This window comes from Thalassolituus pacificus (genome assembly GCF_025318105.1).
Classification (GTDB): domain Bacteria; phylum Pseudomonadota; class Gammaproteobacteria; order Pseudomonadales; family Oceanobacteraceae; genus Venatoribacter; species Venatoribacter pacificus.
The window spans coordinates 107,626-131,821 of sequence record NZ_JAOANI010000022.1 but is presented as its reverse complement, the minus strand read 5'-3'; the positions used below and the strand labels follow the sequence as shown (position 1 = coordinate 131,821).

Genomic DNA, 24,196 nt, shown 5'->3' with positions numbered 1-24,196 from the left:
GGAGGCAATTATGGAAACCGATTTTAATCTGGATCTGGAAACGCATCGCTACAGCAGCTCAGAAGATCCGGTGCATGGATACCATTTGCCTCTGCCTCAGTTGCTGTCCGGGCAACGTAAACATCTCGAATTACTGGCGCATCTGGCGTCTTACAGTGAACTTCTGGTCGCAGTTACCGGACCTTCTGGCAGTGGTAAAACCGTATTGGCACAAGCCTTGGCGGCGCAGCGTGAAGATCCGGAAGAAAGCCTGTTTATAACCGCCGATCTGATGCTTGGAATGCCCGCCATTCTCAATCAGATTGCCCGCTGCTGGGATATGCCTCAGCTGTCAGATGACATCGTACATGCCCGTGAAGCAATCAAAGACATTGCCCTGTTGCGTTATAACGATGGTTTAAGTCTGCTGGTGATTATTGATCAGGCCGACCAGCTGGATGCCGATACCCTGAATGACATTGCGCACTTTGCTCTGCTGGCTCCTCAGGCGATTTCTTTTGCTTTATTTGGCCAGCCAAGCTTTGAGCTGGCGTTTCGCGAAAGCCCGGCACAGGCCCCTGTGCATGTGCTGAAGCTTGAGCCTTTGTCGCTGGATGATGCTGCTCTGCTGATTCAGCAGGTGTTCAGCCCGGGTCAGCCTTTGGCGTTGACTCAGGATGAGTTGCTGTTTATCTGGCAGCAATCTGCAGGCTGGCCGCAAGCATTGTTACATCATGCCGAAGATTATCTGCTGTCGCCCGGTGTGGCAGACGCTGAGGCGATAACGCCGGCCGCTGCGCAACCGAACCGTTTTCCTCTGCTGCATATGCTGGCTATTGCCGGGGTCGCGGCGGCATTGGTCGTTTCTTTCTTATACCGTGCTGGTGATGACCCGGCTCAGGTCGCTTCTCCGGAGCAAAGGCTGGAGATTGCACAACAGGGCCTTGCACAGGACGAAGATACCAGCACGCCTGTCGAGGGGTCTTTGTCACCTTTCGCCGCTGATGATGCGATTGAGACGACGGAGATTGCTCCGCCAGTGGTTAAGACCGATGTAACCAGCGACGCGCCGGATTACAATTACGCGGTAGCAGAGACTGAATCGGCGGTTCAGGTCAATGAACCCGCGGCAGCGCAAGCTAAGCCCGGCATTGCTGACGTTACGGCGCCTTCTTCGGTGCCGGAAAAAGCCACCGCCGCTCCGGCCCGGTCTGCGGTGAGCGAGGTGGCTGCACCACGCATACAACCAAACACGCTGTCGCGCAGTGCCGATGAGCGCGCTTTGCTGGCGGTGAAGAGCGGTTTTGTGGTGCAGTTGTTTGGTACGTATCAGGTCGACAATGCCTCCGCATTTCGCCTGCAGTGGCAGTCTCAGGTCGCCGGGTCGCTGTACCAGTATCGCACCGAACATAATGAACGCCCGTGGTTTGTCGTTGTGGCAGGCGTCTATGGCAACCGCGATGAGGCCAAGGCTGCGGTTAATGCCCTGCCGCGGGAACTGCGTACGCAGTCTCCCTGGATTCGCGATGTATCTGCGGTGCAAAATATACTGCGCTGATCCCGTTCTTCCAGCCGCTAATCTCCTGCATTGACGGCCTTCCGTTACCGCCTTACAACAATACGCAAAAACGCTCATGTTTGTGACAGGGGCCTCAGATGTGTAGAATGAGCGTCCTTTTGTCTAGATGCTGCTTAAATTTTGAGCATTAGGCCGTTGTAAGCCCTTGATTTTTCAATTGTTTTTACTAATGAGAGCTGTTCTATGAGAACTGGTCTGTATACTCCAGGCGACTTTAAGGACAACTGTGGATTCGGTTTGTTAGCCCATCTGGAAGGGCAGCCGAGTCACAAGCTGTTAACAACAGCAATCGAATCCTTAACCTGCATGACACACCGTGGCGGTATTGCCGCGGATGGCAAAACCGGTGACGGATGCGGTCTGTTGATCCAAAAGCCGGATTCTTTCCTGCGCGCAGTTTCTGCACAAGCGGGTATTGAATTACCGGCGCAGTACGCTGTTGGTATGCTGTTTATGGATCTTGATGATGCCATTTTCAGCAAGCAGAAAACCGCCGTTGAGCACGCTCTCAGCAGTCAGGGTTTGTCTGTATTGGGCTGGCGCACCGTGCCAACCAATAACGACTGCCTGGGACCGATGGCGATCGACTGTCTGCCTCGTTTTGAGCAGGTATTTATTGCTGCCGATTCTGAGCTGGATGAAACCGCTTTCGCCGTTAAGCTGTTCTACGCGCGTCGTTTCGCCGAGAAAGCACTGAGCGAATACCCGGATTTCTACATCGCCAGTCTGTCGGACCGGGTGCTGTCCTATAAAGGTCTGACCATGCCGGTTGACCTGCCGAATTTCTTCCTTGATCTCGGTGATGAACGCATGGAAACCGCTATCTGCGTATTCCATCAGCGTTTTTCTACCAACACCATGCCGCGCTGGCAGCTGGCTCAGCCATTCCGCATGCTGGCCCACAACGGTGAGATCAACACCATTCAGGGTAACCGTAGCTGGGCAAACGCCCGTACCGGTAAGTACCAGAGCGATCTGCTGCCTAACCTGAGTGATCTGGCCCCTATTGTTAACACCACCGGTTCCGACTCATCCTCCATGGATAACATGCTGGAGTTGCTGGTGACTGGGGGGATGAACCTGTTCCGTGCTATCCGCATGATGATTCCGCCAGCCTGGCAGAACGTCGAAACCATGGATGCCGATCTGCGTTCTTTCTACGAATACAACTCCATGCACATGGAGCCGTGGGACGGCCCGGCCGGTCTGGTTATCACCGATGGCCGTTATGCCGTTTGTGGTCTCGACCGTAACGGTTTGCGTCCTTCACGCTGGGTCATCACCAAAGACAACTTCATCACCGTTGCGTCTGAAGTCGGCGTCTATGGCTACAAGCCCGAAGACGTGGTTGCCAAAGGCCGTGTTGGGCCGGGTGAAATCCTCGCGATTGATACCAAAGAAGGCAAGTTACTTAACGCCGCAGACATCGACAATGCGCTGAAGTCTGAGTTCCCGTACAAAAAATGGCTGAAAGAAAATGCCATCCGTATGGAAAGCCAGCTGTTGCTGCAAAAAGTGGACGATGCTGAAGCGCTGTCCGGCGATCTGCTCAATACCCATCAGAAGCTGCAATTGGTCACCAACGAAGAACGTGATCAGGTACTGCGTCCGATGGGCGAAGAAGGCCAGGAAGCCACCGGTTCTATGGGCGATGATACGCCGATGGCGGTGCTGTCTCAGCGCGTTCGCCATCTGGCTGATTACTTCCGCCAGCAGTTCGCGCAGGTTACCAACCCGCCAATCGATCCGCTGCGTGAAGCCATCGTGATGTCGCTGGAAACCTGCATCGGTGCCGAGAAAAACGTTTTCGAAACCGGCGCTGATCATGCCAACCGCATCATCCTGACGTCTCCGGTACTGTCGCCGCTGAAATTCCACGGTCTGAAAACCACGGGGCTGGACGCGTTTGCTCATACCACCTTGTCGCTGGCGTTTGATCCTGCGGTGGGTCTGCAACAAGCCATTATCAATCTGGCTGATCAGGCTGAACAGGCACTGCGTGACGGCAACGTTATGCTTATCCTGTCGGATCGCGATGTCCATGACAGTCAGTGGGTGATTCCTGCGGTTATGGCAACCGGCGCGGTGCATCATCGTCTGGTTAAGCAGGGTCTGCGTACCAACGGTAATATCATCGTTGAAACCGGTTCTGCCCGTGACGCTCACCAGTTTGCCGTGTTGCTGGGCTTCGGTGCGACCGCTGTTTACCCATGGCTGGCGTACGATGTGCTGACCGACCTGCACCGCACCAACGAATTACTGGGCGATCCGCTGAAATCGCAGCAGAACTTCCGCAAAGCTATCCGTAAGGGCCTGCTGAAAGTGATGTCCAAAATGGGTATCTCGACGGTGGCTTCTTACCGTGGCTCGCAGCTGTTTGAAGCCGTGGGCCTGAGCAGAGAAGTTGTTGATCTGTGCTTCTGTGGTGTTACCAGCCGTATTCAGGGCGCGACCTTTGCCGATTTCGAAGAAGATCTCGAACTTATCCGTAAGAATGCCTGGAAGAACCGTAAGAAAATCGACCAGGGCGGCCTGATCAAATACGTTCACGGCGGCGAATATCATGCTTATAACCCGGATGTTGTGAAAAACATTCAGGAAGCCGTGCAGACCAACAGTCAGGCTGCCTATGATCGTTTCGCCGATCTGGTGAACAAGCGTCCGGTGGCGACGATCCGTGACCTGCTGAGCCTGCGTAAAGACATCACGCCGATTGATATCAGCGAAGTGGAGCCGGCTGAAAAGCTGTTCCCGCGTTTTGATACTGCTGCCATGTCTCTGGGAGCGTTGTCTCCAGAAGCACACGAAGCACTGGCTGAAGCCATGAACGAACTGGGTGGTCGTTCCAACTCCGGTGAGGGCGGTGAAGATCCGGCCCGTTACGGCACCAACAAAAACTCCAAGATCAAGCAGATTGCTTCCGGTCGTTTTGGTGTAACCCCGGCTTATCTGGCCAGTGCTGATGTGCTGCAGATTAAAGTCGCTCAGGGTGCCAAGCCGGGCGAAGGTGGTCAGCTGCCGGGTGGTAAGGTTAACGATCTGATCGCGACCCTGCGCTATTCAGTACCCGGGGTAACCCTGATTTCGCCACCGCCGCACCACGATATCTACTCGATTGAAGATCTGGCGCAGCTGATCTTCGACCTGAAGCAGGTGAACCCATCTGCGCTGGTATCGGTGAAGCTGGTGTCTGAACCGGGCGTCGGCACCATTGCTGCCGGTGTTGCCAAGGCGTATGCCGATCTGATTACCATTTCTGGTTATGACGGTGGTACTGCGGCATCACCGATCACGTCGATTAAATACGCCGGTTCGCCATGGGAGCTCGGCCTGTCCGAAGCCCATCAGGCACTGCGTTCCAACGATCTGCGGGGCAAAGTCCGTGTACAGACGGATGGTGGTCTGAAGTCTGGTCTGGATGTGGTGAAAGCAGCCATTCTGGGGGCGGAATCCTTCGGCTTCGGTACGTTGCCGATGGTGGCAGTGGGTTGTAAATACCTGCGTATCTGTCACCTGAACAACTGTGCGACCGGTGTTGCTACTCAGAATGATGGTCTGCGTGAAGCGCACTACATCGGCACTGCCGACATGGTGAAAAACTACTTCCGCTTCCTCGCTGAAGAAGTACGTGGCTGGATGGCTCAGCTGGGTGTGCGCAGCATGGAAGAGCTGGTTGGCCGTACCGACCTGCTGGATATGCTTGAAGGCCTGACCAGTAAGCAGCGTAATCTGGATCTGATGCCATTACTGGCTAACGACCATATTCCTGCCGATAAGCCACATACCGTTAAGGTTGAGCGCAACACTCCATACGATGAAGGCCTGCTGGCTGAACGCATGGTCACGGATGTGCTGCCAGCGATTGAAAACAAAGCCGGCGGTGAATTTAACTTCCGTATCACCAACTGTGACCGTTCCATCGGCGCGCGTCTGTCTGGTGAAATTGCCAAGCGTTATGGCAACCAGGGCATGGCTGACAAGCCAGTACGCATGAACCTGACCGGGGTTGCCGGTCAGTCATTCGGTGTCTGGAATGCCGGTGGTCTGGAAATGGTACTGGAAGGTGATGCTAACGATTACGTGGGTAAAGGTATGACCGGCGGTAAGCTGGTGATCTTCCCGCCGAAAGGATCGGCCTTCAGCTCGAATGACACCTCCATCGTTGGTAACACCTGTCTGTACGGTGCGACTGGCGGTAAATTGCTGGCGGCCGGCCGTGCCGGTGAGCGTTTCGGTGTGCGTAACTCCGGTGCGCATGCGGTTGTGGAAGGCGCAGGCGATCACTGCTGTGAGTATATGACAGGCGGTATGGTCTGTGTCCTGGGTGCAACCGGCTATAACTTCGGTGCAGGTATGACCGGTGGTTTCGCTTATGTACTCGACCTCGATAACAGCTTTGTCGACAAGTACAACCACGAGCTGGTGGATATCCACCGTATCTCCAACGAACTGACCGAAGCGCACCGCAGTCATCTGCGCAGTGTTCTGCGTGAATTCGTGGGCGAAACCGGCAGTGCCTGGGGTCAGACCATTCTGGATGACTTCGATGGCTTCATCGGCAAGTTCTGGCTGGTGAAACCGAAAGCCGCCGACTTACAACAATTGCTGAATAACACCCGTGCTCGTCCTGAGTAATCGGTACAGGACGAGAGAGAGAGGTTCGAGATGGCGCAACGTCTGAACAATAATTTCCAGTTTGTCGAAGTGGGTCGTCAGGATCCGGCGAAAAAATCCATCAATCTGCGCAAAGCGCAGTTTGTGGAGATTTACGAACCCTTCAAGCAGGAACAGGTTAACGACCAGTCACACCGTTGTCTGGCGTGTGGCAATCCATACTGTGAATGGAAATGCCCGGTACACAACTACATTCCGAACTGGCTGAAGCTGGCCAGTGAAGGCAACATTCTGGAAGCGGTTGAGCTGAGTCATGAGACCAATACCCTGCCGGAAGTCTGTGGCCGCGTGTGTCCGCAGGACCGTCTGTGTGAAGGGGCCTGTACCCTGAACGACGGCTTTGGCGCAGTGACCATTGGTAATGTTGAGAAGTACATTACCGATACCGCCTTCGCTATGGGCTGGAAGCCGGATATGTCGAAAGTGGTGCCAACCGGTAAGCGTGTGGCAATTATCGGTGCCGGCCCTGCAGGCCTGGGTGCGGCCGACGTACTGGTACGTAATGGTGTTACTCCGGTTGTGTTCGATAAATACCCGGAAATCGGCGGTCTGCTGACCTTCGGTATTCCTGAGTTCAAACTGGAAAAGAGTGTGATGGTTAACCGCCGTAACGTCTTTGAAGGTATGGGTGTGGAATTCCGCCTGAACACTGAAGTGGGTAAAGATATCGATTTCCAGAGCATTGTTGATGAATTCGACGCCGTGTTCCTGGGGATGGGCACCTACAACTACATGAAGGGCGGCTTCCCGGGCGAAGATCTGCCAGGCGTTCATGACGCGCTGGATTTCCTCATCTCCAACGTTAATCGTAACCTTGGCTTCGAAAAAGACGCCGCGGATTTTGTCAGCGTTAAAGGCAAAAAAGTGGTGGTTCTGGGTGGTGGTGACACGGCGATGGACTGTAACCGCACGTCTATCCGTCAGGGCGCAGCCAAAGTGACCTGTGCTTACCGTCGTGATGAAGACAACATGCCGGGTTCCAAGCGCGAAGTTGTGAATGCACGTGAAGAAGGCGTTAATTTCCTGTTCAACCGTCAGCCTGTTGCCATTGTGGGTGAAAACAAGGTTGAAGGTGTGAAGGTTGTGACCACCAAAATGGGTGAGCCGGATGAAAACGGCCGTCGTCGTCCTGAGGTAATTGAAGGTTCTGAAGAGATCCTGCCAGCGGATGCGGTCCTGGTAGCCTTCGGCTTCCGTCCTAGCCCGGCCCCCTGGTTTAAGGATTTTGGTATTGAACTGAACAGCTGGGACGGTGTGGTTGCACCGGAAGAGCAGGAGTTCAAGTTCCAGACTTCTAACCCGAAAGTGTTTGCCGGTGGCGATATGGTGCGTGGTTCTGATCTGGTGGTTACTGCCATCTGGGAAGGCCGTAACGCAGCCGAGGGTATTCTCGACTACCTCGACGTATAAGCCATTTTCTGCCGCAATTGGGCAGAATGTGACAGACGGCATAAAACGCGGCTTACCCGGTGGGTAGCCGCGTTTTTGTTTATGGCCTCTTTAACTGCTCCAATGCTATCCTAGCCAGCAATAAGAATACTGTTGGGACAATTTCAAATGGAGCGCGCGCGCATGTTTAAGCCCACTGCATTAACTACTTTTCTGCTGACCTTGCTGCTAACCGCCTGTGGCGGCGATGGTGGTGGCTCGGTGGTCGGCGGAACCAATACGGATTCCGGTAGTGATGGTACAACTGATACCGTTGATAACGGCGATGGCACTACCAGCGATGTAACAACCGGCACCAATATTACCAATCCACGCTTAGGTAATGGTACGGGTACAAGCTTTGCTCTTGGTGTTTTGGATATCAGCGACACAACGCTGAGCGCCGGTGGTACAACCAATATTTCTGCAACCATCGTTGATGCTGACCGCAGTAATGCCAAAATTGTTTCTCAGCAGTATGGGGTTGAATTCTCTTCAACCTGCTCCGAAGCCGACCCGGCCAAAGCGTCTTTTAGTCGTGATGAAAGCATTACTTCCAGTGGTGAAGTATCGGTTACTTACGAAGCAAAGGGGTGTTCAGGCACTGATATTGTCTCGTTTAAGCTTTATGCATCTACGGATGGTACCGTTGATAAGACGAAGGTGTTGCACAGTGCTACCGGTACCATTACCGTTCAGGCTCCGGAAGTTGGCGCGATCACTTATGTAGAAACTTCCGCACCAGCGATTTCTATTTCGACAATCGGTGATCCGGTTCTGCCTAAACTTTCTTCGGTTACTTTCCGTGTTCTTGACCGCACCAACAACCCTATTGGTGGTAAAGAAGTTTCTTTCACCCTGACAAACATAACTGGTGGTGTGAACCTGGCTTTGAATTCCGGGATTACTGATGAGAATGGTGATGTTAAAGCGATTGTACGCTCAGGTACGACCCATACAGTGACTTCAGTCCGGGCGACAACGCTAGCGAACGATGGCGTAACCAGCATTATTACCAGCTCGCAGCCGATTTCAGTGACGACCGGGATTGCTGATCAGGACAGTTTTGCCATTGCTGCCGATATTCTTAACCCTGGTGCCTTTAATGTATCCGGCGTTGAAGTGAATGTGACCGCTTATGCGGCGGATCAGTTTCAGAACCCGGTTGCTGACGGCAGCATTGTTAACTTTACGGCCGAGAGCGGAATTATTGGTTCCAGCTGTACAACGACAGCTGGTACCTGCTCGGTAAAATGGTCCAGCTCTGGCGTGCGCCCGGGCCAGCATGATGCCGCTTTACAGCGCGTCAACGAGACGGACCAGCAGTTGAGTACGACCGTATTCGGTATGACCACCATCCTGGCTTATACACAAGGCGAAAGTGGTTTTACAGACAGTAACAACAACGGTTTGTTTGATGCGGATGAGCCTTTTGTTACCTTCCCGGAAGCCTTTCGGGATGATAACTTTAACAGCGTTGTTGATATGGGAACGAATACCCGCCCTGTAGAATTCTTCTCTGATTTCAATAACAACAGTACATACGATGCAGCCCCTACAACCTATCAGGGCGTAATGTGTACTGATGCAGCCAGGGGGGTTGGCCATTGCGGGAGTCTGATGAATGTCCGCAGCAGTTTACGATTAATGCAGTCGCTTGCTGATTCTGTTCGCATCCGTTACTTCAATGCTACTGGTCCAAATACTTATACCGAAGTCGTTGGCGGCCCGGCATTAGCGGCGAGTGGAACGTTTTATGTCGTGTTGCAGGATGGCAATGGCAACATTCCGGCCAATGGTGCAACTCTGGCGGTATCCGGCGACGGTTATAAGATTTTCTCCGATGCCGGACCGGTTCGTAATTCCGTTGGTGAACTGGATCTGACGGGTGTGCAGGGGTTACCAAGCTATGGTGCTTTCTATCGGGTCAGTTATGTAGCGGAAACAACGCCTGTTTCTATCGAGGTGTCTGCCACGAGCGGTGATCTTACCGTCAAAGAGCAGTTGAATTGATTCTGTTATAACTCAAAACCCGGCCCCGGCCGGGTTTTTTGTGTCTGCAATCCGCTTGCCGTCGTTCTTCTGCCCTTTGCTGCGCAAAGTCAAAAATAGCGTGGGTGATTTTTTGGTATGATAGCGCGCAAATTCTCTGGTGCTGATTTAGGTATTCCATGTCTGAACTGAAAAATGATCGCTTTCTTAAAGCTTTGCTCCGTCAACCGGTTGACCGCACTCCGGTGTGGATGATGCGTCAGGCCGGGCGTTATTTGCCGGAATACCGCGCCAGCCGTGCTCAGGCCGGTGACTTTATGTCGCTGTGTAAGAACCCTGAACTGGCCTGTGAAGTTACCATTCAGCCACTGGACCGCTTCCCGCTGGATGCTGCGATTCTGTTCTCCGACATCCTGACTATTCCTGATGCGATGGGTCTGGGTCTGTATTTCGAGACCGGCGAAGGCCCGCGCTTCAATAAAATCATCCGCACCGAAGCCGATGTACAGAGCCTGAATGTGGTCAATACCGCTGCCGATCTGGATTACGTGCTGAAAGCGGTTTCCACCATTCGCCGTGAACTGAATGGCCGCGTACCACTGATTGGTTTCTCCGGCAGTCCATGGACGCTGGCGACCTATATGGTTGAAGGTGGTTCTTCCAAGGACTTCCGCCACGTGAAGGCGATGATGTATGACACGCCGGAAGTCATGCATCAGTTGCTGGATGTGCTGGCCAAGTCTGTGATTGATTATCTCAACGCGCAGATCAAAGCCGGTGCTCAGGCGGTGCAGATTTTTGATACCTGGGGCGGCAGTCTGAGTGATGTGGCTTATCGTGAGTTTTCGCTGAAGTACATGCAGCAGATTGTTTCTGGTCTTATCCGTGAGCACGATGGCCAGAAAATCCCGGTAATTCTGTTCACCAAAGGCGGTGGTCAGTGGCTGGAATCCATGGCGGATACCGGTGCTGATGCGCTGGGTCTCGACTGGACCACCGATATAGGCAATGCCCGTGGTCGTGTGGGCAACCGTGTGGCTTTGCAGGGCAATATGGATCCTTCTGTATTGTATGCTTCGCCAAAAACCATCCGTGCCGAAGTGAAGCGGATTCTCGACAGCTACGGCAATGGCAGTGGTCATATCTTTAACCTGGGTCATGGCATTCATCAGTTTGTTGATCCGGAACACGCCAAAGCTTTTGTTGAGGCCGTCGTGGAGTTGAGTCCGGAATACCACCAGGGCTGATGACCGCAGTACGGTTGAAAAAGCCTGACTACACTAAGCCAGAGCACCGCAGGGTGCTCTGGCTTTTTTGTCATAAGATTTTTGTAACTATCTGATTTACTTGTTCTTATCCCGTGTTTGCAGGCTCTGATGGCTGACAATTCTTTGCATCGATATGTCGGCTTTTGTGTAGCGCTGGCGCTGATCATGCTATCTTTTGGCGGGTCAGGTCATGGTGGATGACCGCAACCTTCAGGTATGAGGCTCTCATTTTTATGAATCTGTTCTGGATTCCGTTGCTGCCATTGTTGGGGACTTTGGTGCCATTACTCAGTTATCGCTTTGGCCGAACGGCGACGGCCGCGTTGACGGCATTGTTGCCAGCGCTATCGCTGCTGCTGGTCGTGCAGGCGATTCCGGCGATTTTTGCGGGGGAAGCATTAACATGGCAGGCGGAGTGGATTCCGCAGATCGGTCTGAACCTCGCCTTTCATCTTGATGGCCTGGGCTTATTGTTCAGCCTGCTCATTTTAGGTATTGGCCTGTTGGTCATTCTTTATGCGCGTTATTACCTGTCTGAAAGCGATCATATGGGGCGCTTTTATTCATACCTGATTCTGTTTATGACCGCCATGCTGGGCGTGGTGTTATCCAACAATCTGCTGCAGCTGTGGTTTTTCTGGGAGCTGACCAGTATCAGCTCTTTTTTGTTAATCAGCTTCTGGTCACATAAAAGCGACGCCCGCAAAGGCGCGCGCATGGCGCTGACAGTGACCGGTGCCGGTGGTCTGGCATTGCTTGGCGGCCTCATTCTGATGGGGCAGACGGTTGGCAGTTATGATTTGCGCACCGTGCTGGCGAGTGGCGATGTGCTGCGTGAGAGCGCGGTGTACCCGATTATTATTGTGCTCTTCCTGCTCGGCGCTTTTACCAAATCTGCTCAATTTCCGTTCCATTTCTGGCTGCCACATGCGATGGCTGCTCCGACTCCGGTTTCTGCCTATCTGCACTCGGCCACCATGGTGAAAGCCGGGGTGTTTTTGCTGGCGCGTTTTTATCCGGTGTTGGCGGATACCGACTTATGGTTTGTGATTGTCAGTATGGTGGGTCTGGCAACATTGCTGCTCGGCGCTTATACCGCGCTGTTTAAACACGATTTAAAAGGATTGCTGGCGTATTCCACCATCAGTCACCTTGGCCTTATTACGTTATTGTTTGGTCTGGATACCGAGCTCGCCGCGATTGCGGCCGTATTCCATATTATTAACCATGCCGTGTTTAAGGCATCGTTATTTATGGCGGCGGGCATTATTGACCATGAGTCCGGCTCGCGTGATATGCGTCAGCTGAATGGCTTGTGGAAGTACATGCCGTATACCGCAACGTTAGCGATGGTCGCTGCGGCATCCATGGCGGGTGTGCCGTTGCTGAATGGCTTCTTATCAAAAGAGATGCTGTTTGCCGAAACGCTGCATCAGGCCACGCTGGGTTCGTTATCCTGGTTGATTCCATTACTGGCGACCATCGGTGGTGCTCTGGCAGTGGCTTACTCGCTGCGTTTTATTCACGACGTATTTTTTAATGGTGAACCCATTAATTTGCCACGTACACCGCATGAACCGCCACGTTATATGCGTGTTCCGGTAGAAATTCTGGTGGTGCTCTGTTTACTGGTGGGTATCGTGCCCGATTTCGCTGTGGGTGATTTGCTGAACGCTGCAGCCAGTGCGGTATTACATAAGCCGCTACCCGATTTCAGCCTGGCGGTATGGCATGGCTTTAATGGTCCCTTATTAATGAGTCTGCTGGCGGTCGCCGGTGGTATTACGCTGTACTACAACCGCCGCCATCTGTTTGCCTTTCAGGGGCAGTTCACCGACTTTGATGCCAAAATTGAATTTGAAAAAGGCATTCAATGGACCACCGAGAAAGCCGCCGTTATTCACCGCTGGCTGGATAATGCCTCACTGCAGCGTTACGTCTTTCTGCTGGTGGTTTTTGCTCTGGTGGTCGCCGGTTGGCCGCTGTTGCAATTGGAAGGTGCAGCAGGCAGCAGACCACAATTGCCGGTGAATGGCGTTGCATTGGTTGCGGCAGGCATATTGATCGTAGGTACGCTCGCCACCGTTATGTTCAGTCATCTGCGTTTGCTGGCGCTGATTATGATTTCCATTGTGGGGCTTATTGTCGCTGTTGCCTTTGCGTATTTTTCGGCGCCGGATCTTGCGCTCACTCAGCTGTCAGTTGAAGTGGCGACCATTATTCTGTTTTTGCTGGCATTGTATTTCCTGCCACAAAAAACACCTCTGCGAGACAGTTCGCCACGCCGTATTGTGCGCGATCTGAGTATTTCCTCTCTGGTTGGCGCAGTCATCGGTACCCTGTGTTACGCCATGCTGACCCGGCCGCTCAACAGCATTTCCGAATTCTTTATCGCCAACAGCAAGACCGGCGGCGGCGGTACCAATGTCGTTAACGTTATTCTGGTGGATTTTCGCGGCTTCGATACGCTGGGTGAAATTACGGTGCTGGCCATTGCAGGTCTGGGTATTTATAAACTGCTGGCCGGTATGCGCCTGTATGTTCCGGCAGCTGATTCCGATGGCCGCCCATGGGCCAAAGATAAAAACCCGATGATGCTGGCGTTGGTATCGCAGAGTCTGCTGCCGTTGGCGTTGCTGGTTTCTGCTTATATCTTCCTGCGCGGACATAATATGCCGGGTGGTGGTTTTATTGCCGGTCTGATTACTGCCATTGCATTAATCCAGCAATACATTGCCCACGGTGTTGCCTGGATGAAGGTCAGGCTGAATTTCCCGTACCACGGTTTGATCGCCATCGGCTTGTTGTTAGCGACGTTCTCTGGTCTGGGCAGCTGGTTATTTGAGCGGCCGTTCTTAACCACCTGGTTTGATTATTTCTCACTGCCCTGGGTCGGTAAATTTGAGCTGGCCAGTGCAATGGTCTTTGATCTGGGGGTTTATTTTACCGTGATCGGCGCGACGCTGTTGATACTGGCGAATCTGGGACAGTTAACAACCAGCGAGCGACCGCTGCCGGGAGGAAAATAATGGAAACAATTTATGCAATCTGTGTCGGCATTATGACGGCTGGCGGCGTATTTCTGGTGTTGCGCGGTTATACCTTTGCCGTGGTGCTGGGGCTGACGCTGCTGTCGTATGCGGTTAACTTATTTTTGTTTGCCAGCGGACGTCTGGTTGTGAATGGAGCGGCGATTCTGGGTGAATCTGAAGTCTACGCCGATCCTTTGCCGCAGGCGCTGGTGCTAACGGCGATTGTGATCGGTTTTGCGATGACCGCATTTGCATTGATTCTGGCACTGCGTGCCCGTGCTGATCTGGGTAATGATCAGGTTGATGGAGATAACGACTGAATATGCTGCAGCATCTGATTTTTTTCCCGGTTTTATTACCGTTACTGGCCGGTATTTTCTTACTTCTGCCACCGCTGCAGGGATACGCAAGACGGCAGCGCGTAGCTGTATTTCTGGTTAATGCCCTGCTGTTAGTCAGTGCCGTATTGCTGTTACAGCAGAGCCTGCAGCACGAACCGCAAATGTACATGATGGGCGACTGGCAGGCTCCTTTCGGTATTGCTCTGGTCAACGATAAGCTGGCGGCCATTATGTTGCTGCTCAGTGCCGTCCTTGGCTTTGCCGTGCATTTATATGCCTGTGCCGGTGATGATCAGCGCGGCCCGTTTTTCCACCCGCTGTTTATGTTCCAGCTGATGGGGATTAACGGCGCTTTTTTAACCGGTGACATTTTTAATCTTTTTGTCTTCTTCGAAATTCTGCTGATCGCTTCCTACTCTCTGCTGATTCACGGTGGTGGTAAACAGCGCACTCAGGCCGCGGTTCATTATGTGTTGTTGAATCTGGTGGGTTCGGCATTTTTTCTGTTTGGCCTCGGGGTGATTTATGCCACGTTCGGCACATTGAATATGGCGGACATGGCGTACAAAGCAGCGCAGTTAAACAGCGAAGATATCGCTCTGGCGAAAGCGGGCGGATTGCTGCTGTTGGTTGTGTTCGGACTCAAAGCTGCGTTGTTGCCGCTGCACTTCTGGTTGCCCCGTACCTATGCCAACACCTCGACACCGGTTGCGGCTCTGTTTGCCATTATGACCAAGGTGGGGATTTACAGCTTGTGGCGTGTTCATACTGCCGTGTTTGGTGAGCATGGTGGTGAACTGGCGAATATCGCGGTGGGCTGGTTATGGCCATTAGCGCTGGCCACGCTGGTGGCCGGAATTATTGCGTTGCTCGCCAGTCAGACGCTGAAAATGCTGGCGGCCAATCTGGTGGTGGTTTCTGCGGGTTCATTGCTGCTGACGATTGCGCTGAATACCCCGCAGGCGACGGCGGCTGGTCTGTATTATTTAATCCACAGTACGCTGATGTCGGCGGCTTTGTTTTTGATTGCCGGACTGGTACAGGAGCAGCGCGGACAGGCGCAGGATCGTTTTGTGCGCTCGCGCCCGGTCAATCAACCTGCATTACTGGGCGGCTTGTTTTTTATCGCAGCACTGGCCCTGGTTGGTATGCCACCGTTGTCGGGTTTTGTCGGCAAAATTCTTTTATTACAGGCGGCGGGCGATGGCTCTGATGCCGCCTGGATATGGCCGCCAATTCTTATTTCCGGCCTGGCTGCGCTTATTATATTTTCCCGTGCCGGTACGACGTTGTTCTGGCGGGCGCAAGGAGTCTCGCAGAATCAGGTGGTCGCACATCCACTGCAAATTACGGCCATCATTTTATTATTGCTGACATCACCGGCGATGGTGATCTGGGGCGGTGCACTGACCGATCTCAGCTTGTCTGCGGCTTATGAACTGCATCAACAGCCGTTGCCGGTTATTCCTGCAAACATGGCTGTACCGGAGGTGTTGCCATGAAGCGCTGGTTATTACCGATGCCACTGCACAGTCTGCTGCTGCTGCTGGTCTGGCTGTTGCTGAATGGTTTTTCTGCCGGACATTTTGTTCTGGGTTTATTTCTGGCGTGGTTGATTCCTGTGCTGACGGCACCGTATTCGGATCACCAGAGCCGGGCCGGAAAACCGCTGGTGGTTATCCGTTATGTTCTGCGTTTGTTACTGGATATCGTGCTGTCTAATGTCGATGTGGCGCGCCGTGTACTGAAATCGAATCACAGCCTGCAACCAGGGTTTGTCGCTTTTCCGCTGGCGTTGCAGGGGGATTTTCCATTGACGGTTCTGGCCAGTACGATTTCATTGACGCCGGGTACTGTGAGCGTGGATTTTTCAGAAGATAAGCAGTGGTTGTACATCCATGCTCTGCACATTACCGATGAGCAGGCACTGATTGACGATATTAAGCAGCATTACGAAAAACCCCTGCAGGAGATTTTTTCATGCTGAGTCTGGAATTGTTACAGGGAGCGGTGTTGCTGACTTCGGCCCTGGTGGTGATCGCCTTGATTTTAAATGTCTGGCGTATGCTGCGGGGGCCGGATATTACCGACCGTATTCTGGCATTGGATACGCTTTATATTAACAGTATTGCCCTGATTATTTTGTTAGGACTGTACAACGGTTCGGCACTGTATTTTGAAGGCGCGCTGCTGATTGCCATGCTGGGGTTTGTCAGCACGGCGGCGTTGTGTAAATACCTTTTGCGGGGCGACATCGTCGAGTAATGTTTATGGAATCTGTGGTTCATAGTATCGCCGCTGTACTGCTATTGATTGGCGGTTTCTTCGTGTTTGTCGGCTCTGTCGGGCTGCTCAAACTGCCCGATTTTTTTACCCGTCTGCACGCTCCGACCAAGGCGACGACAATGGGGATTGGTGCCATTCTGCTGGCATCTATGGTCCTTACCACCATGCGTGATGGCAGCCTGAGTATTCATGAGCTGGTTATCAGCCTGTTTCTGTTCATCACCGCGCCGGTATCTGCGCATATGTTGGCGAAAGCGGCGTTACATCGCCGGGTGAAATTTCTTGATCACAGTAAGAGTGCTGAGCTGGCGGCGCGTGCGGCGGAGCAAAAAAATCCTGACTGAGGCCGGAAAGCAGGCTCTGGGGCATCTCTGAACCAGTCAGCCGAAGCGGCTGAATTATTCAGGCGTGACCCAAATTGTTGCTATACTTATCAGCATATTGTCTGAGAGGAGTCTGTCTGTCGCCAGCTGACAGGCTCTTTCCGTTTTTGCCATCAGGGCTAAATCACCAGCGAGATCACCATGCGTAATGGCAGTCAGCACAAGCAATCCCAGGGATTGCTGCTGTTCAAAATCAATGAACGGCAGATCTTCGGTATTGGGACTCTCAAGGTAAAAGAAATTGTGCCCTGGCAGCCATTAACATCGATTCCTCAGTCGCACCCGGTTGTTGCCGGCGCGGCCTATATTCGTGGTGTTACGATTTCTGTTATCGATTTATCGGCGGCTATTGGTTACCGGCCAATCAGCCCGGCGGAAATGAAAGACTGCTTTATCATTATTACTGACTGTCAGCGTCAGAATGTGGGTTTTCTGGTGCGTAAGATCGATCGCATTATCGATTACAGCTGGCGCAATATCAGCCCGCCTCCGAATGCTGCCGGTAAGCAGATTTATTCCACCGGAATTATTGAATATGACAAGCAGCTGATTCAATTGCTGGATATTGAAATGGTATTGTCGACGATATTTCCACCCGATGAAGAAGCCCTGCATGCTGATATCCGTCGTGAAGATCAGGATCGTCTGCGCCAGCACGCTATTTTATTGGTCGACGATTCCAGTGTCGCGCGCAGGCAGCTGACGGAGGCACTGAGCCACGTTGATGTTCCTTTTGAAGTTTGCTCTGACGGGCAGCAGGCATTAACTCTGCTGATGGCCGCTGCAGAGCGCGGTACACCGTTTGATATTCTGGTCAGCGATATTGAAATGCCGGGACTGGATGGATACGAACTGGCGTTTGAAATCCGCAATAATCAGGCGACCAAAGGCATGTACATTATTCTGCATACCTCGCTTTCCAGCGAGATCAGCGTTGATCGTGCGCATCAGGTCGGGGCTAATGAAGCACTGACCAAATTTGATGCGGCCGAATTAATTGTCGCTATGTTACGCGGGGCGAAGCAAGTCGAAAGCGGGGATGTGATTCCCGGTGTGGAAAGTCGCCGCCAGCACTGACAATCACTGTGGCGGCGCCTTGTCGTCTGAGTGCCCGGCTTAAACCGCGTCGATCGCTTCCTGTAATTTATCCACCCCAATGATGGTCATGCCGGGAACGGCCTGACGCGGAACATTGGCCTTAGGCACAATGGCGCGGGTAAAACCGTGTTTCGCGGCTTCTTTAATCCGTTCCTGACCCGACGGTACCGGCCGGATTTCACCGGATAAACCCACCTCGCCAAAGACGATCAGTTCCTGCGGTAATGGCTGATTGCGGAAGCTGGAGAGTGCAGACAGCAGTAAGGCCAGATCGGCAGCGGTTTCCCCGACTTTTACCCCGCCAACCACGTTGATATACACATCCTGATCGCCCAGATGCACGCCACCATGGCGATGCAGTGCGGCCAGTAGTAAATTCATACGGTTCTGATCAAGACCGACAGCGACCCGTTTGGGGTGACCAAAATGGCTGTCGTCGACCAGCGCCTGAATTTCGACCAGCAATGGCCGCGTACCTTCCCAGATCACCATCACCACACTGCCGGCGGCGGGTTCTTCGCTGCGGCTTAAAAAAATCGAACTGGGGTTTTTGACTTCTTTTAAGCCGCTGTCGAGCATGGCGAATACGCCCAGCTCATTAATCGCGCCAAAGCGGTTTTTAATACCGCGTAATGTGCGGAAACGGCTGTCGCCTGATCCTTCGAGCATGATCGAACAGTCAATCATATGCTCCAGCACTTTAGGCCCGGCCAGCGTTCCGTCTTTGGTCACATGGCCGACAAAAAACAGCACGGTATTGGTTTGCTTGGCGTAACGGGTAAGGGCGGCAGCGCTTTCACGCACCTGTGACACGCTGCCCGGCGCCGATTCCACGCCGTCAACGTGCATCACCTGAATGGAGTCGATGACCACCACTTTGGGCTGGTGTTGCTGCAGGGTATTAATTAAACGCTCGACGCTGGTTTCGCTCAGCATGTTCAGCTGGTCGGTAGGCAGATTCAGGCGTTTGGCGCGCATGGCAACCTGCTGCAAACTTTCTTCACCGGTCACGTATAGCGCGGGCATTTTTCCGGCCAGCATACACATGGTCTGCAGCAGAAGTGTGGACTTACCCGCACCGGGATGACCGCCGATTAAAATGGCCGAGCCCGGTACCAGACCGCCGCCGAGGACGCGATCGAATTCCTGCATACCGCTGCTGATGCGCGGTACTTCGGCCAGGTCAACATCGGCCAGACGCTGTACGCCCTGACCGGCGGCAGCTCCGGCGTAGCCTGCATAACTGGGATCACGGGCGGGCGTTTTAGCGGCAGAAACGACAAATTCCTGCAGGGTATTCCAGGCGCCGCAGTCAGTGCACTGGCCCTGCCATTTGCTGTGTTCCGAGCCACAGTCGTTACAGACGTAAGCGGTTTTTTTCTTGGCCATAGCGATTTCTGTGCAATAAGCGGAAGGGGAGATTGTAAGCCATTGCGCGTTCAGCGTCAGGGCCGTGGTGTGTTCATCGTCAGGCTCAGTAAAGAGGATGCATTCTCACTATGGCGGCGCGGTACAAATTGTTAAACTCCCTGCTTTCCGTCAAACCTGACAATAAGGATAAGATCAGCATGAAAATTGAAACTCAGGCGATTCACGCCGGCTTTGCGGATGATCCGACAACCCGTGCCGTTGCGGTGCCTATTTATCAGACCACGTCCTACAGTTTTCGCGACACTCAGCACGGTGCTGACCTGTTTGACCTGAAAGAGCCGGGTAATATTTACACCCGCATCATGAACCCGACCAACGATGTGCTGGAACAGCGCGTTGCGGCGATGGAAGGTGGTATCGCAGCGCTGTGCATGGCTTCCGGTATGGCGGCGATTACCGCCAGCATTCAGACGCTGGCCCGTGCCGGTGACAACATCGTCAGCGTCAGCCAGTTATACGGCGGCAGCTATAACCTTTTTGCCCACACCTTTCCACAGCAGGGCATCGAAGTGCGCATGGCGTCCGGTGATGATGTTGCTGCGCTGGAAGCGTTAATTGACGATAACACCCGCGCATTATTCTGCGAGTCCATCGGCAACCCGGCGGGTAACGTGGTGGACATTCAGGCGCTGGCCGATATGGCGCATAAGCATGGAGTGCCGGTGATTGTCGATAACACCGTGGCAACGCCTTACCTGTGCCGTCCATTCGAATTCGGTGCCGATATTGTGGTGCACTCGCTGACCAAATACATCGGTGGTCATGGCACGACGGTAGGTGGCGCGATTGTCGATTCCGGTAAATTCCCATGGAAAGATAACCCACGCTTCCCGCATTTTAATCAACCTGATCCGTCGTATCACGGTGTGGTGTACGCCGAAGCCTTTGGCGAAGCGGCCTTTATCGGCCGTGCCCGCGTAGTACCGCTGCGCAATATGGGTGCAGCCCTGTCGCCGTTTAATGCCTTTATGATTCTGCAGGGGCTGGAAACCCTGGCGCTGCGTATGGATCGTCATGTAGAAAACGCGCAGAAAGTGGCTGAATATCTGGCCGCCCATGAGCAGGTTTCCTGGGTGAATTATGCCGGCCTGAAAACCAGCAAATACCACGAACTGGCGCAACGCATGCTGAATGGTAAGCCATCAGCGATCCTGAGTTTTGGTATCAAAGGCGGTGCCGAAGCCGGAGCGAAGTTTATTGATGCCTTGCAGATGGTCAAACGCCTGGTCAACATCGGTGATGCAAAAAGTCTGGCCTGTCATCCTGCGACCACGACGCACCGCCAGCTGAATGAAAAAGAACTGGCGTCTGCCGGTGTCAGCACCGATCTGGTTCGTCTGTCGGTTGGTATCGAACACGTTGACGATATCATTGCCGATGTTACTCAGGCGCTGAAAGCCGCTCTCTGAGCAGGTACTACTGTCTGAAACGTCCGGCGCTGTGCGCCGGACATTTTCCGGAGTTTTGGGTTATGTCTTTTGGTCAGTTTATCGCTCTGATCTGCACACTGTTATCACTCGGTACCATTGCCGTCACTTATGCGGTGGGTGTGAATGAAGGCACAGCCATTGCCTGCAATCCGTTCTTTGATGGCTGTACCGATATCACCCATACCGGTATGAAAGGCGATGCCGGCTTTATTTTTCGTGGCGGCATGATTGCCGGCTGCGCATTTTTTATTGTCTGGTGGCAGGTGATGCGTACCTGGCTGGCCGGACACAGTGGCCGTATGGCTTTAAATGCCATGCAGTTTTTCGGCGTAATCGCTGCCGTTGGTTTACTGGTCGGAACGGCCGTTCTGGTGCCGGAAAAAGATGCCACTCGCTGGGGCGTACATGTACGCGGTGCGAATTTATTTTTTCAGGGTATGCTGATTGCCCTGACCATTAATTACGTGCTGATTTTTCGTGCCCGTAAGGCCGGGCTGGAAGTACCGTCGTTTATCGCAAAAAGCGTATTAATGGTTATTCTCTGGCTGATGTTTGTCGCCTTTGCCGGTGTGACTGTCGGCGTGGAAATGAGCAATGGCAAACGAATTATTGAGTGGTGGGCCACGCTTTTTATTGGCCTGTACTTTTTAACCTCTTACTGGGACTGGCAGCGGGTTCGTCTCAGTCATTATTAAACCGTTACAACTACGGGACAAGGATGTTGTTATGACCTTACCGCAACGAACGGCGCTGGTGGCTTGTCTGCTGCCGATACTCACCATTGCTCTGAGTTATTTTCTGACTGTGCAGGGTGGGCATAAGCCCTGGTGTGTTCCCTATTTCGAGGGCTGCACAACCATCACTGCAACCGGTGTTTATTATCCGGCGGCTTATGTTTTTCGCGCCGGATTAATCAGCGCTGCCGTGGTGTTTATTCTCTGGTGGTATTGCGTTCGGGCCTGGCTGGAAAGTGTTGGCCGGCCTGAGCATCATCCGTGGATCCACCGTATTGTTACGTTCGCTATTATTGCCAGCATGCTGTTAATTGCATCCATCGCGGTATTGGGCGAACACATGCTGCCACCATCGGATCACCGCTTTTTATGGCGTTTTCATACCGCAACAGCGGGGCTGTTCTTTTTGGTAACGGCGCTGTGCCAGATTATGATGACAGTGCGTATGCGCCAGCTGCAGCGTGAACTGAATATTAAATTCAGTCGTATTGCCAGCAAGCAGATTCTGGCAGTTTTGCAGTTGTTATTATTAGCGGCCTTTGTACTTATTCTGCTGTTGGATTTAAAAACCGAGGGCGTGGAAGAGATTTTTGAATGGTGGCTGGCGACCTTCAGCTGCCTATATTTTTACACCACTTTCCATGACTGGCGTGATTTTCGTTTAACCCGCCAGGAAAAAAGTCAGGCCATGCGGCAGGACGATGATTTACAGGGAGTAAGCGCATGACTTTACCGCAACGGGTAGCCTTAGGCAGTTTCTGGTTGTCGCACCTCACTTTCTGGCTGACGCTGGCGCTGAGCATGGCCTGGGGTGTAACCGATGTTTGCATTCCTTATCTGACCGGTTGCACCAGCATTACCGCCACCGGCATTCCCGATCCGCAGGCGTTTATTTTCCGCGGTGGTTTAATTGCGGCCTGCGTACTGTTTATCGTCTGGTGGTACTGCATGCAGGCCTGGCTGATCGAAATCGCTCCTGAGCGGCCGATCTGGACGGTGCGTTATATGGTGACGGCCGGAATTATCAGTTCAGTCTGTTTAATTGTAGCGACTGCAGTATTAAGACCCGATAAAGGCAACTTACCCTGGATATTGCATACCGTCGGTGCGGCTTTATTTTTCCTGATTTCACTGGCGGTGCAAACACGTATTACTTATTGGCTGAAACATTTAGCTAAACGCGGTGTGGATATCGGCCGCAGCCTGCAGCAGAAGTTTATTCTGGTGTATGCCCAGTGGTTCTTCCTCGGACTGATGATCGTGCTGCAGGTCGCCGACAGCGATGACCGCTGGAAAAACGTGGTGGAATGGTGGATGGCGTTGCTGATTGGTTTGTACTATCTGACCAGCTATCGCGATTGGGCCGATTTTCGCCTGACAGAAGCCGAATAACTGACCGGAATCATTAGCCGTCACCCCTGTGGCGGTTTATGCTGTGGCTTCCTGGCGGCTGTATTGAAACCGCTCACTGACAAGAACAAGAGGACAGACCCTATGCCGATTTCTCAGGATTTACTGCAGGAAATGAATTTGTTGGCGCAGTTTGATTTGCACAGCATGCAGCAGGGAATTAAAGTACATTCTGATGCGGCAGCTGACGTTGTAGCGGCTGCACAACGCTTGTTTGATAAAGGTCTGATTGATCAGCCGGATGGTGGTTATCTGACCAGTCTGGGGCTTGATGCCGCCGAACATGTACAGAACCTGCTACAAATTCTTAAAGTCTGATCCTGCCTGCTTCAGCTGAGTGTCTGCTCAGCTGAAATCTCCCCACTGAAACTGAAACACGCTCAGCGCGGCCAATGCTGCGGTTTCGGTACGCAGAATACGCGGCCCTAACGTCAGTCCGGCAAAACCGCTGCTCATGGCCATCTCCACTTCCTGTTCGCTGAAACCCCCTTCCGGTCCGACCAGTAAGGCCACGCTTGTTGGCTGTGCATAATCACGCAGAGGTTTTTGTCGGTGTGGATGCAGCAGCAGGCGCACATCGGCGTTATTGTCTTTTGCCCAGTCAGCAAAATGCTGCGGTGCATGAATGGTTGGAATACGGTTGCGGCCACTTTGCTCACAGGCGGAGATCGCTACTTTTTGCCAGTGCTCCATTTTTTTATCCAGCCGTTCGCCTTTCAGGCGGACTTCACAGCGCTCGCTCCATAAGGGAGTAATGTCGCTGATGCCCAGCTCAGTGGCCTTTTGGATGGTGAAGTCCATACGGTCACCCTTGGAAACCACCTGTCCCAGTTGCAGTATCAGAGCGGTTTCTGCATCGCTGCGCAGAATCTCGCCAACCATGACTGCCGCGCCTTTCTTTTGCACATCGCAAAGCTGTCCGGCGTATTCATGGCCGTCACCATTGAACAGACGAATCGCATCGCCTTCGCCCATGCGTAATACACGAATCAGATGAGCAACTGCCTGGTCATCAAGGTCGATGCGCTGACCGCTGCTGAGTGGAGAAGAAGAATAAGTACGGGGGCCGGACATAATGAACCGATTCCTGCAGAACAGAGAAAGAACGCATGATAGCAAAAAAGCGCGCCG

General features: G+C 53.0%; 19 protein-coding genes. 17 read left to right on the top strand and 2 right to left on the bottom strand.

The features are described 5' to 3' along the window. The first annotated feature begins 10 nt into the window (after positions 1-10). From NYR02_RS14225 to NYR02_RS14170, 12 genes are all read left to right on the top strand, one after another. The gene (locus NYR02_RS14225) at positions 11-1,537 is read left to right on the top strand and encodes an AAA family ATPase (RefSeq protein WP_260977017.1); all 1,527 of its coding nucleotides are present in this window, start codon (positions 11-13) and stop codon (positions 1,535-1,537) included. A 204-nt stretch (positions 1,538-1,741) separates the two neighbouring features. Further along, on the top strand, positions 1,742-6,193 hold the full coding sequence (gltB, locus tag NYR02_RS14220; protein ID WP_260977016.1) for a glutamate synthase large subunit: 4,452 nt from the start codon (positions 1,742-1,744) through the stop codon (positions 6,191-6,193). A 30-nt stretch (positions 6,194-6,223) separates the two neighbouring features. Then, positions 6,224-7,642 carry an FAD-dependent oxidoreductase gene (locus NYR02_RS14215; protein ID WP_260977015.1) on the top strand — a complete coding sequence of 473 codons (1,419 nt, stop codon included), beginning with the start codon at positions 6,224-6,226 and terminating at the stop codon, positions 7,640-7,642. Positions 7,643-7,804: 162 nt separating this feature from the next. Further along, positions 7,805-9,673 (top strand): Ig-like domain-containing protein, encoded by a 1,869-nt coding sequence (locus tag NYR02_RS14210; protein WP_260977014.1) that lies wholly within the window; start codon positions 7,805-7,807, stop codon positions 9,671-9,673. A 158-nt stretch (positions 9,674-9,831) separates the two neighbouring features. Beyond that, positions 9,832-10,899 (top strand): uroporphyrinogen decarboxylase, encoded by a 1,068-nt coding sequence (hemE, locus tag NYR02_RS14205; RefSeq protein ID WP_260977013.1) that lies wholly within the window; start codon positions 9,832-9,834, stop codon positions 10,897-10,899. Positions 10,900-11,153: 254 nt separating this feature from the next. Further along, positions 11,154-13,949: a monovalent cation/H+ antiporter subunit A gene (locus tag NYR02_RS14200; protein ID WP_260977012.1), complete on the top strand. Its 2,796-nt coding sequence runs from the start codon at positions 11,154-11,156 to the stop codon at positions 13,947-13,949. After that, positions 13,949-14,272, top strand: a complete 324-nt coding sequence (locus tag NYR02_RS14195) for a Na+/H+ antiporter subunit C (RefSeq protein ID WP_260977011.1) — start codon at positions 13,949-13,951, stop codon at positions 14,270-14,272. The genes NYR02_RS14200 and NYR02_RS14195 overlap by 1 nt, the downstream gene beginning before the upstream one ends. A gap of 2 nt (positions 14,273-14,274) precedes the next feature. Beyond that, positions 14,275-15,795: a monovalent cation/H+ antiporter subunit D gene (locus NYR02_RS14190; RefSeq protein WP_260977010.1), complete on the top strand. Its 1,521-nt coding sequence runs from the start codon at positions 14,275-14,277 to the stop codon at positions 15,793-15,795. Continuing rightward, positions 15,792-16,280: a Na+/H+ antiporter subunit E gene (locus tag NYR02_RS14185; RefSeq protein WP_260977009.1), complete on the top strand. Its 489-nt coding sequence runs from the start codon at positions 15,792-15,794 to the stop codon at positions 16,278-16,280. Before NYR02_RS14190 ends, NYR02_RS14185 begins: the two co-directional genes overlap by 4 nt. Beyond that, positions 16,274-16,558 carry a K+/H+ antiporter subunit F gene (locus tag NYR02_RS14180; RefSeq protein ID WP_260977008.1) on the top strand — a complete coding sequence of 95 codons (285 nt, stop codon included), beginning with the start codon at positions 16,274-16,276 and terminating at the stop codon, positions 16,556-16,558. Before NYR02_RS14185 ends, NYR02_RS14180 begins: the two co-directional genes overlap by 7 nt. A 5-nt stretch (positions 16,559-16,563) precedes the next feature. Next, complete coding sequence (locus NYR02_RS14175; protein ID WP_260977007.1) at positions 16,564-16,923, top strand: Na+/H+ antiporter subunit G; 360 nt, start codon at positions 16,564-16,566, stop codon at positions 16,921-16,923. Between the two features lie 180 nt (positions 16,924-17,103). After that, the gene (locus tag NYR02_RS14170; protein WP_260977006.1) at positions 17,104-18,039 is read left to right on the top strand and encodes a chemotaxis protein; all 936 of its coding nucleotides are present in this window, start codon (positions 17,104-17,106) and stop codon (positions 18,037-18,039) included. A 39-nt stretch (positions 18,040-18,078) separates the two neighbouring features. Here the strand turns inward: NYR02_RS14170 and radA are convergent, their stop codons facing one another. Next, positions 18,079-19,449 carry a DNA repair protein RadA gene (gene radA / locus NYR02_RS14165; protein ID WP_260977005.1) on the bottom strand — a complete coding sequence of 457 codons (1,371 nt, stop codon included), beginning with the start codon at positions 19,447-19,449 and terminating at the stop codon, positions 18,079-18,081. A gap of 179 nt (positions 19,450-19,628) precedes the next feature. Between radA and NYR02_RS14160 the strand changes: the two genes are divergently transcribed. The 5 genes from NYR02_RS14160 (at position 19,629) to NYR02_RS14140 (ending at position 23,383) form a co-directional block, all read left to right on the top strand. After that, positions 19,629-20,900 carry a bifunctional O-acetylhomoserine aminocarboxypropyltransferase/cysteine synthase gene (locus NYR02_RS14160; RefSeq protein ID WP_260977004.1) on the top strand — a complete coding sequence of 424 codons (1,272 nt, stop codon included), beginning with the start codon at positions 19,629-19,631 and terminating at the stop codon, positions 20,898-20,900. A gap of 62 nt (positions 20,901-20,962) precedes the next feature. Then, positions 20,963-21,616: a Frag1/DRAM/Sfk1 family protein gene (locus NYR02_RS14155; protein ID WP_260977003.1), complete on the top strand. Its 654-nt coding sequence runs from the start codon at positions 20,963-20,965 to the stop codon at positions 21,614-21,616. 31 nt (positions 21,617-21,647) lie between these two features. After that, positions 21,648-22,382, top strand: a complete 735-nt coding sequence (locus NYR02_RS14150; protein ID WP_260977002.1) for a hypothetical protein — start codon at positions 21,648-21,650, stop codon at positions 22,380-22,382. Next, complete coding sequence (locus NYR02_RS14145) at positions 22,379-23,047, top strand: Frag1/DRAM/Sfk1 family protein (RefSeq protein WP_260977001.1); 669 nt, start codon at positions 22,379-22,381, stop codon at positions 23,045-23,047. Before NYR02_RS14150 ends, NYR02_RS14145 begins: the two co-directional genes overlap by 4 nt. Before the next feature lie 102 nt (positions 23,048-23,149). Beyond that, on the top strand, positions 23,150-23,383 hold the full coding sequence (locus NYR02_RS14140; RefSeq protein ID WP_260977000.1) for a TIGR02647 family protein: 234 nt from the start codon (positions 23,150-23,152) through the stop codon (positions 23,381-23,383). Between the two features lie 27 nt (positions 23,384-23,410). Here NYR02_RS14140 and NYR02_RS14135 read toward each other — a convergent pair whose 3' ends face one another. Continuing rightward, the gene (locus NYR02_RS14135) at positions 23,411-24,139 is read right to left on the bottom strand and encodes a 16S rRNA (uracil(1498)-N(3))-methyltransferase (protein ID WP_260976999.1); all 729 of its coding nucleotides are present in this window, start codon (positions 24,137-24,139) and stop codon (positions 23,411-23,413) included. Positions 24,140-24,196: the final 57 nt, after the last annotated feature.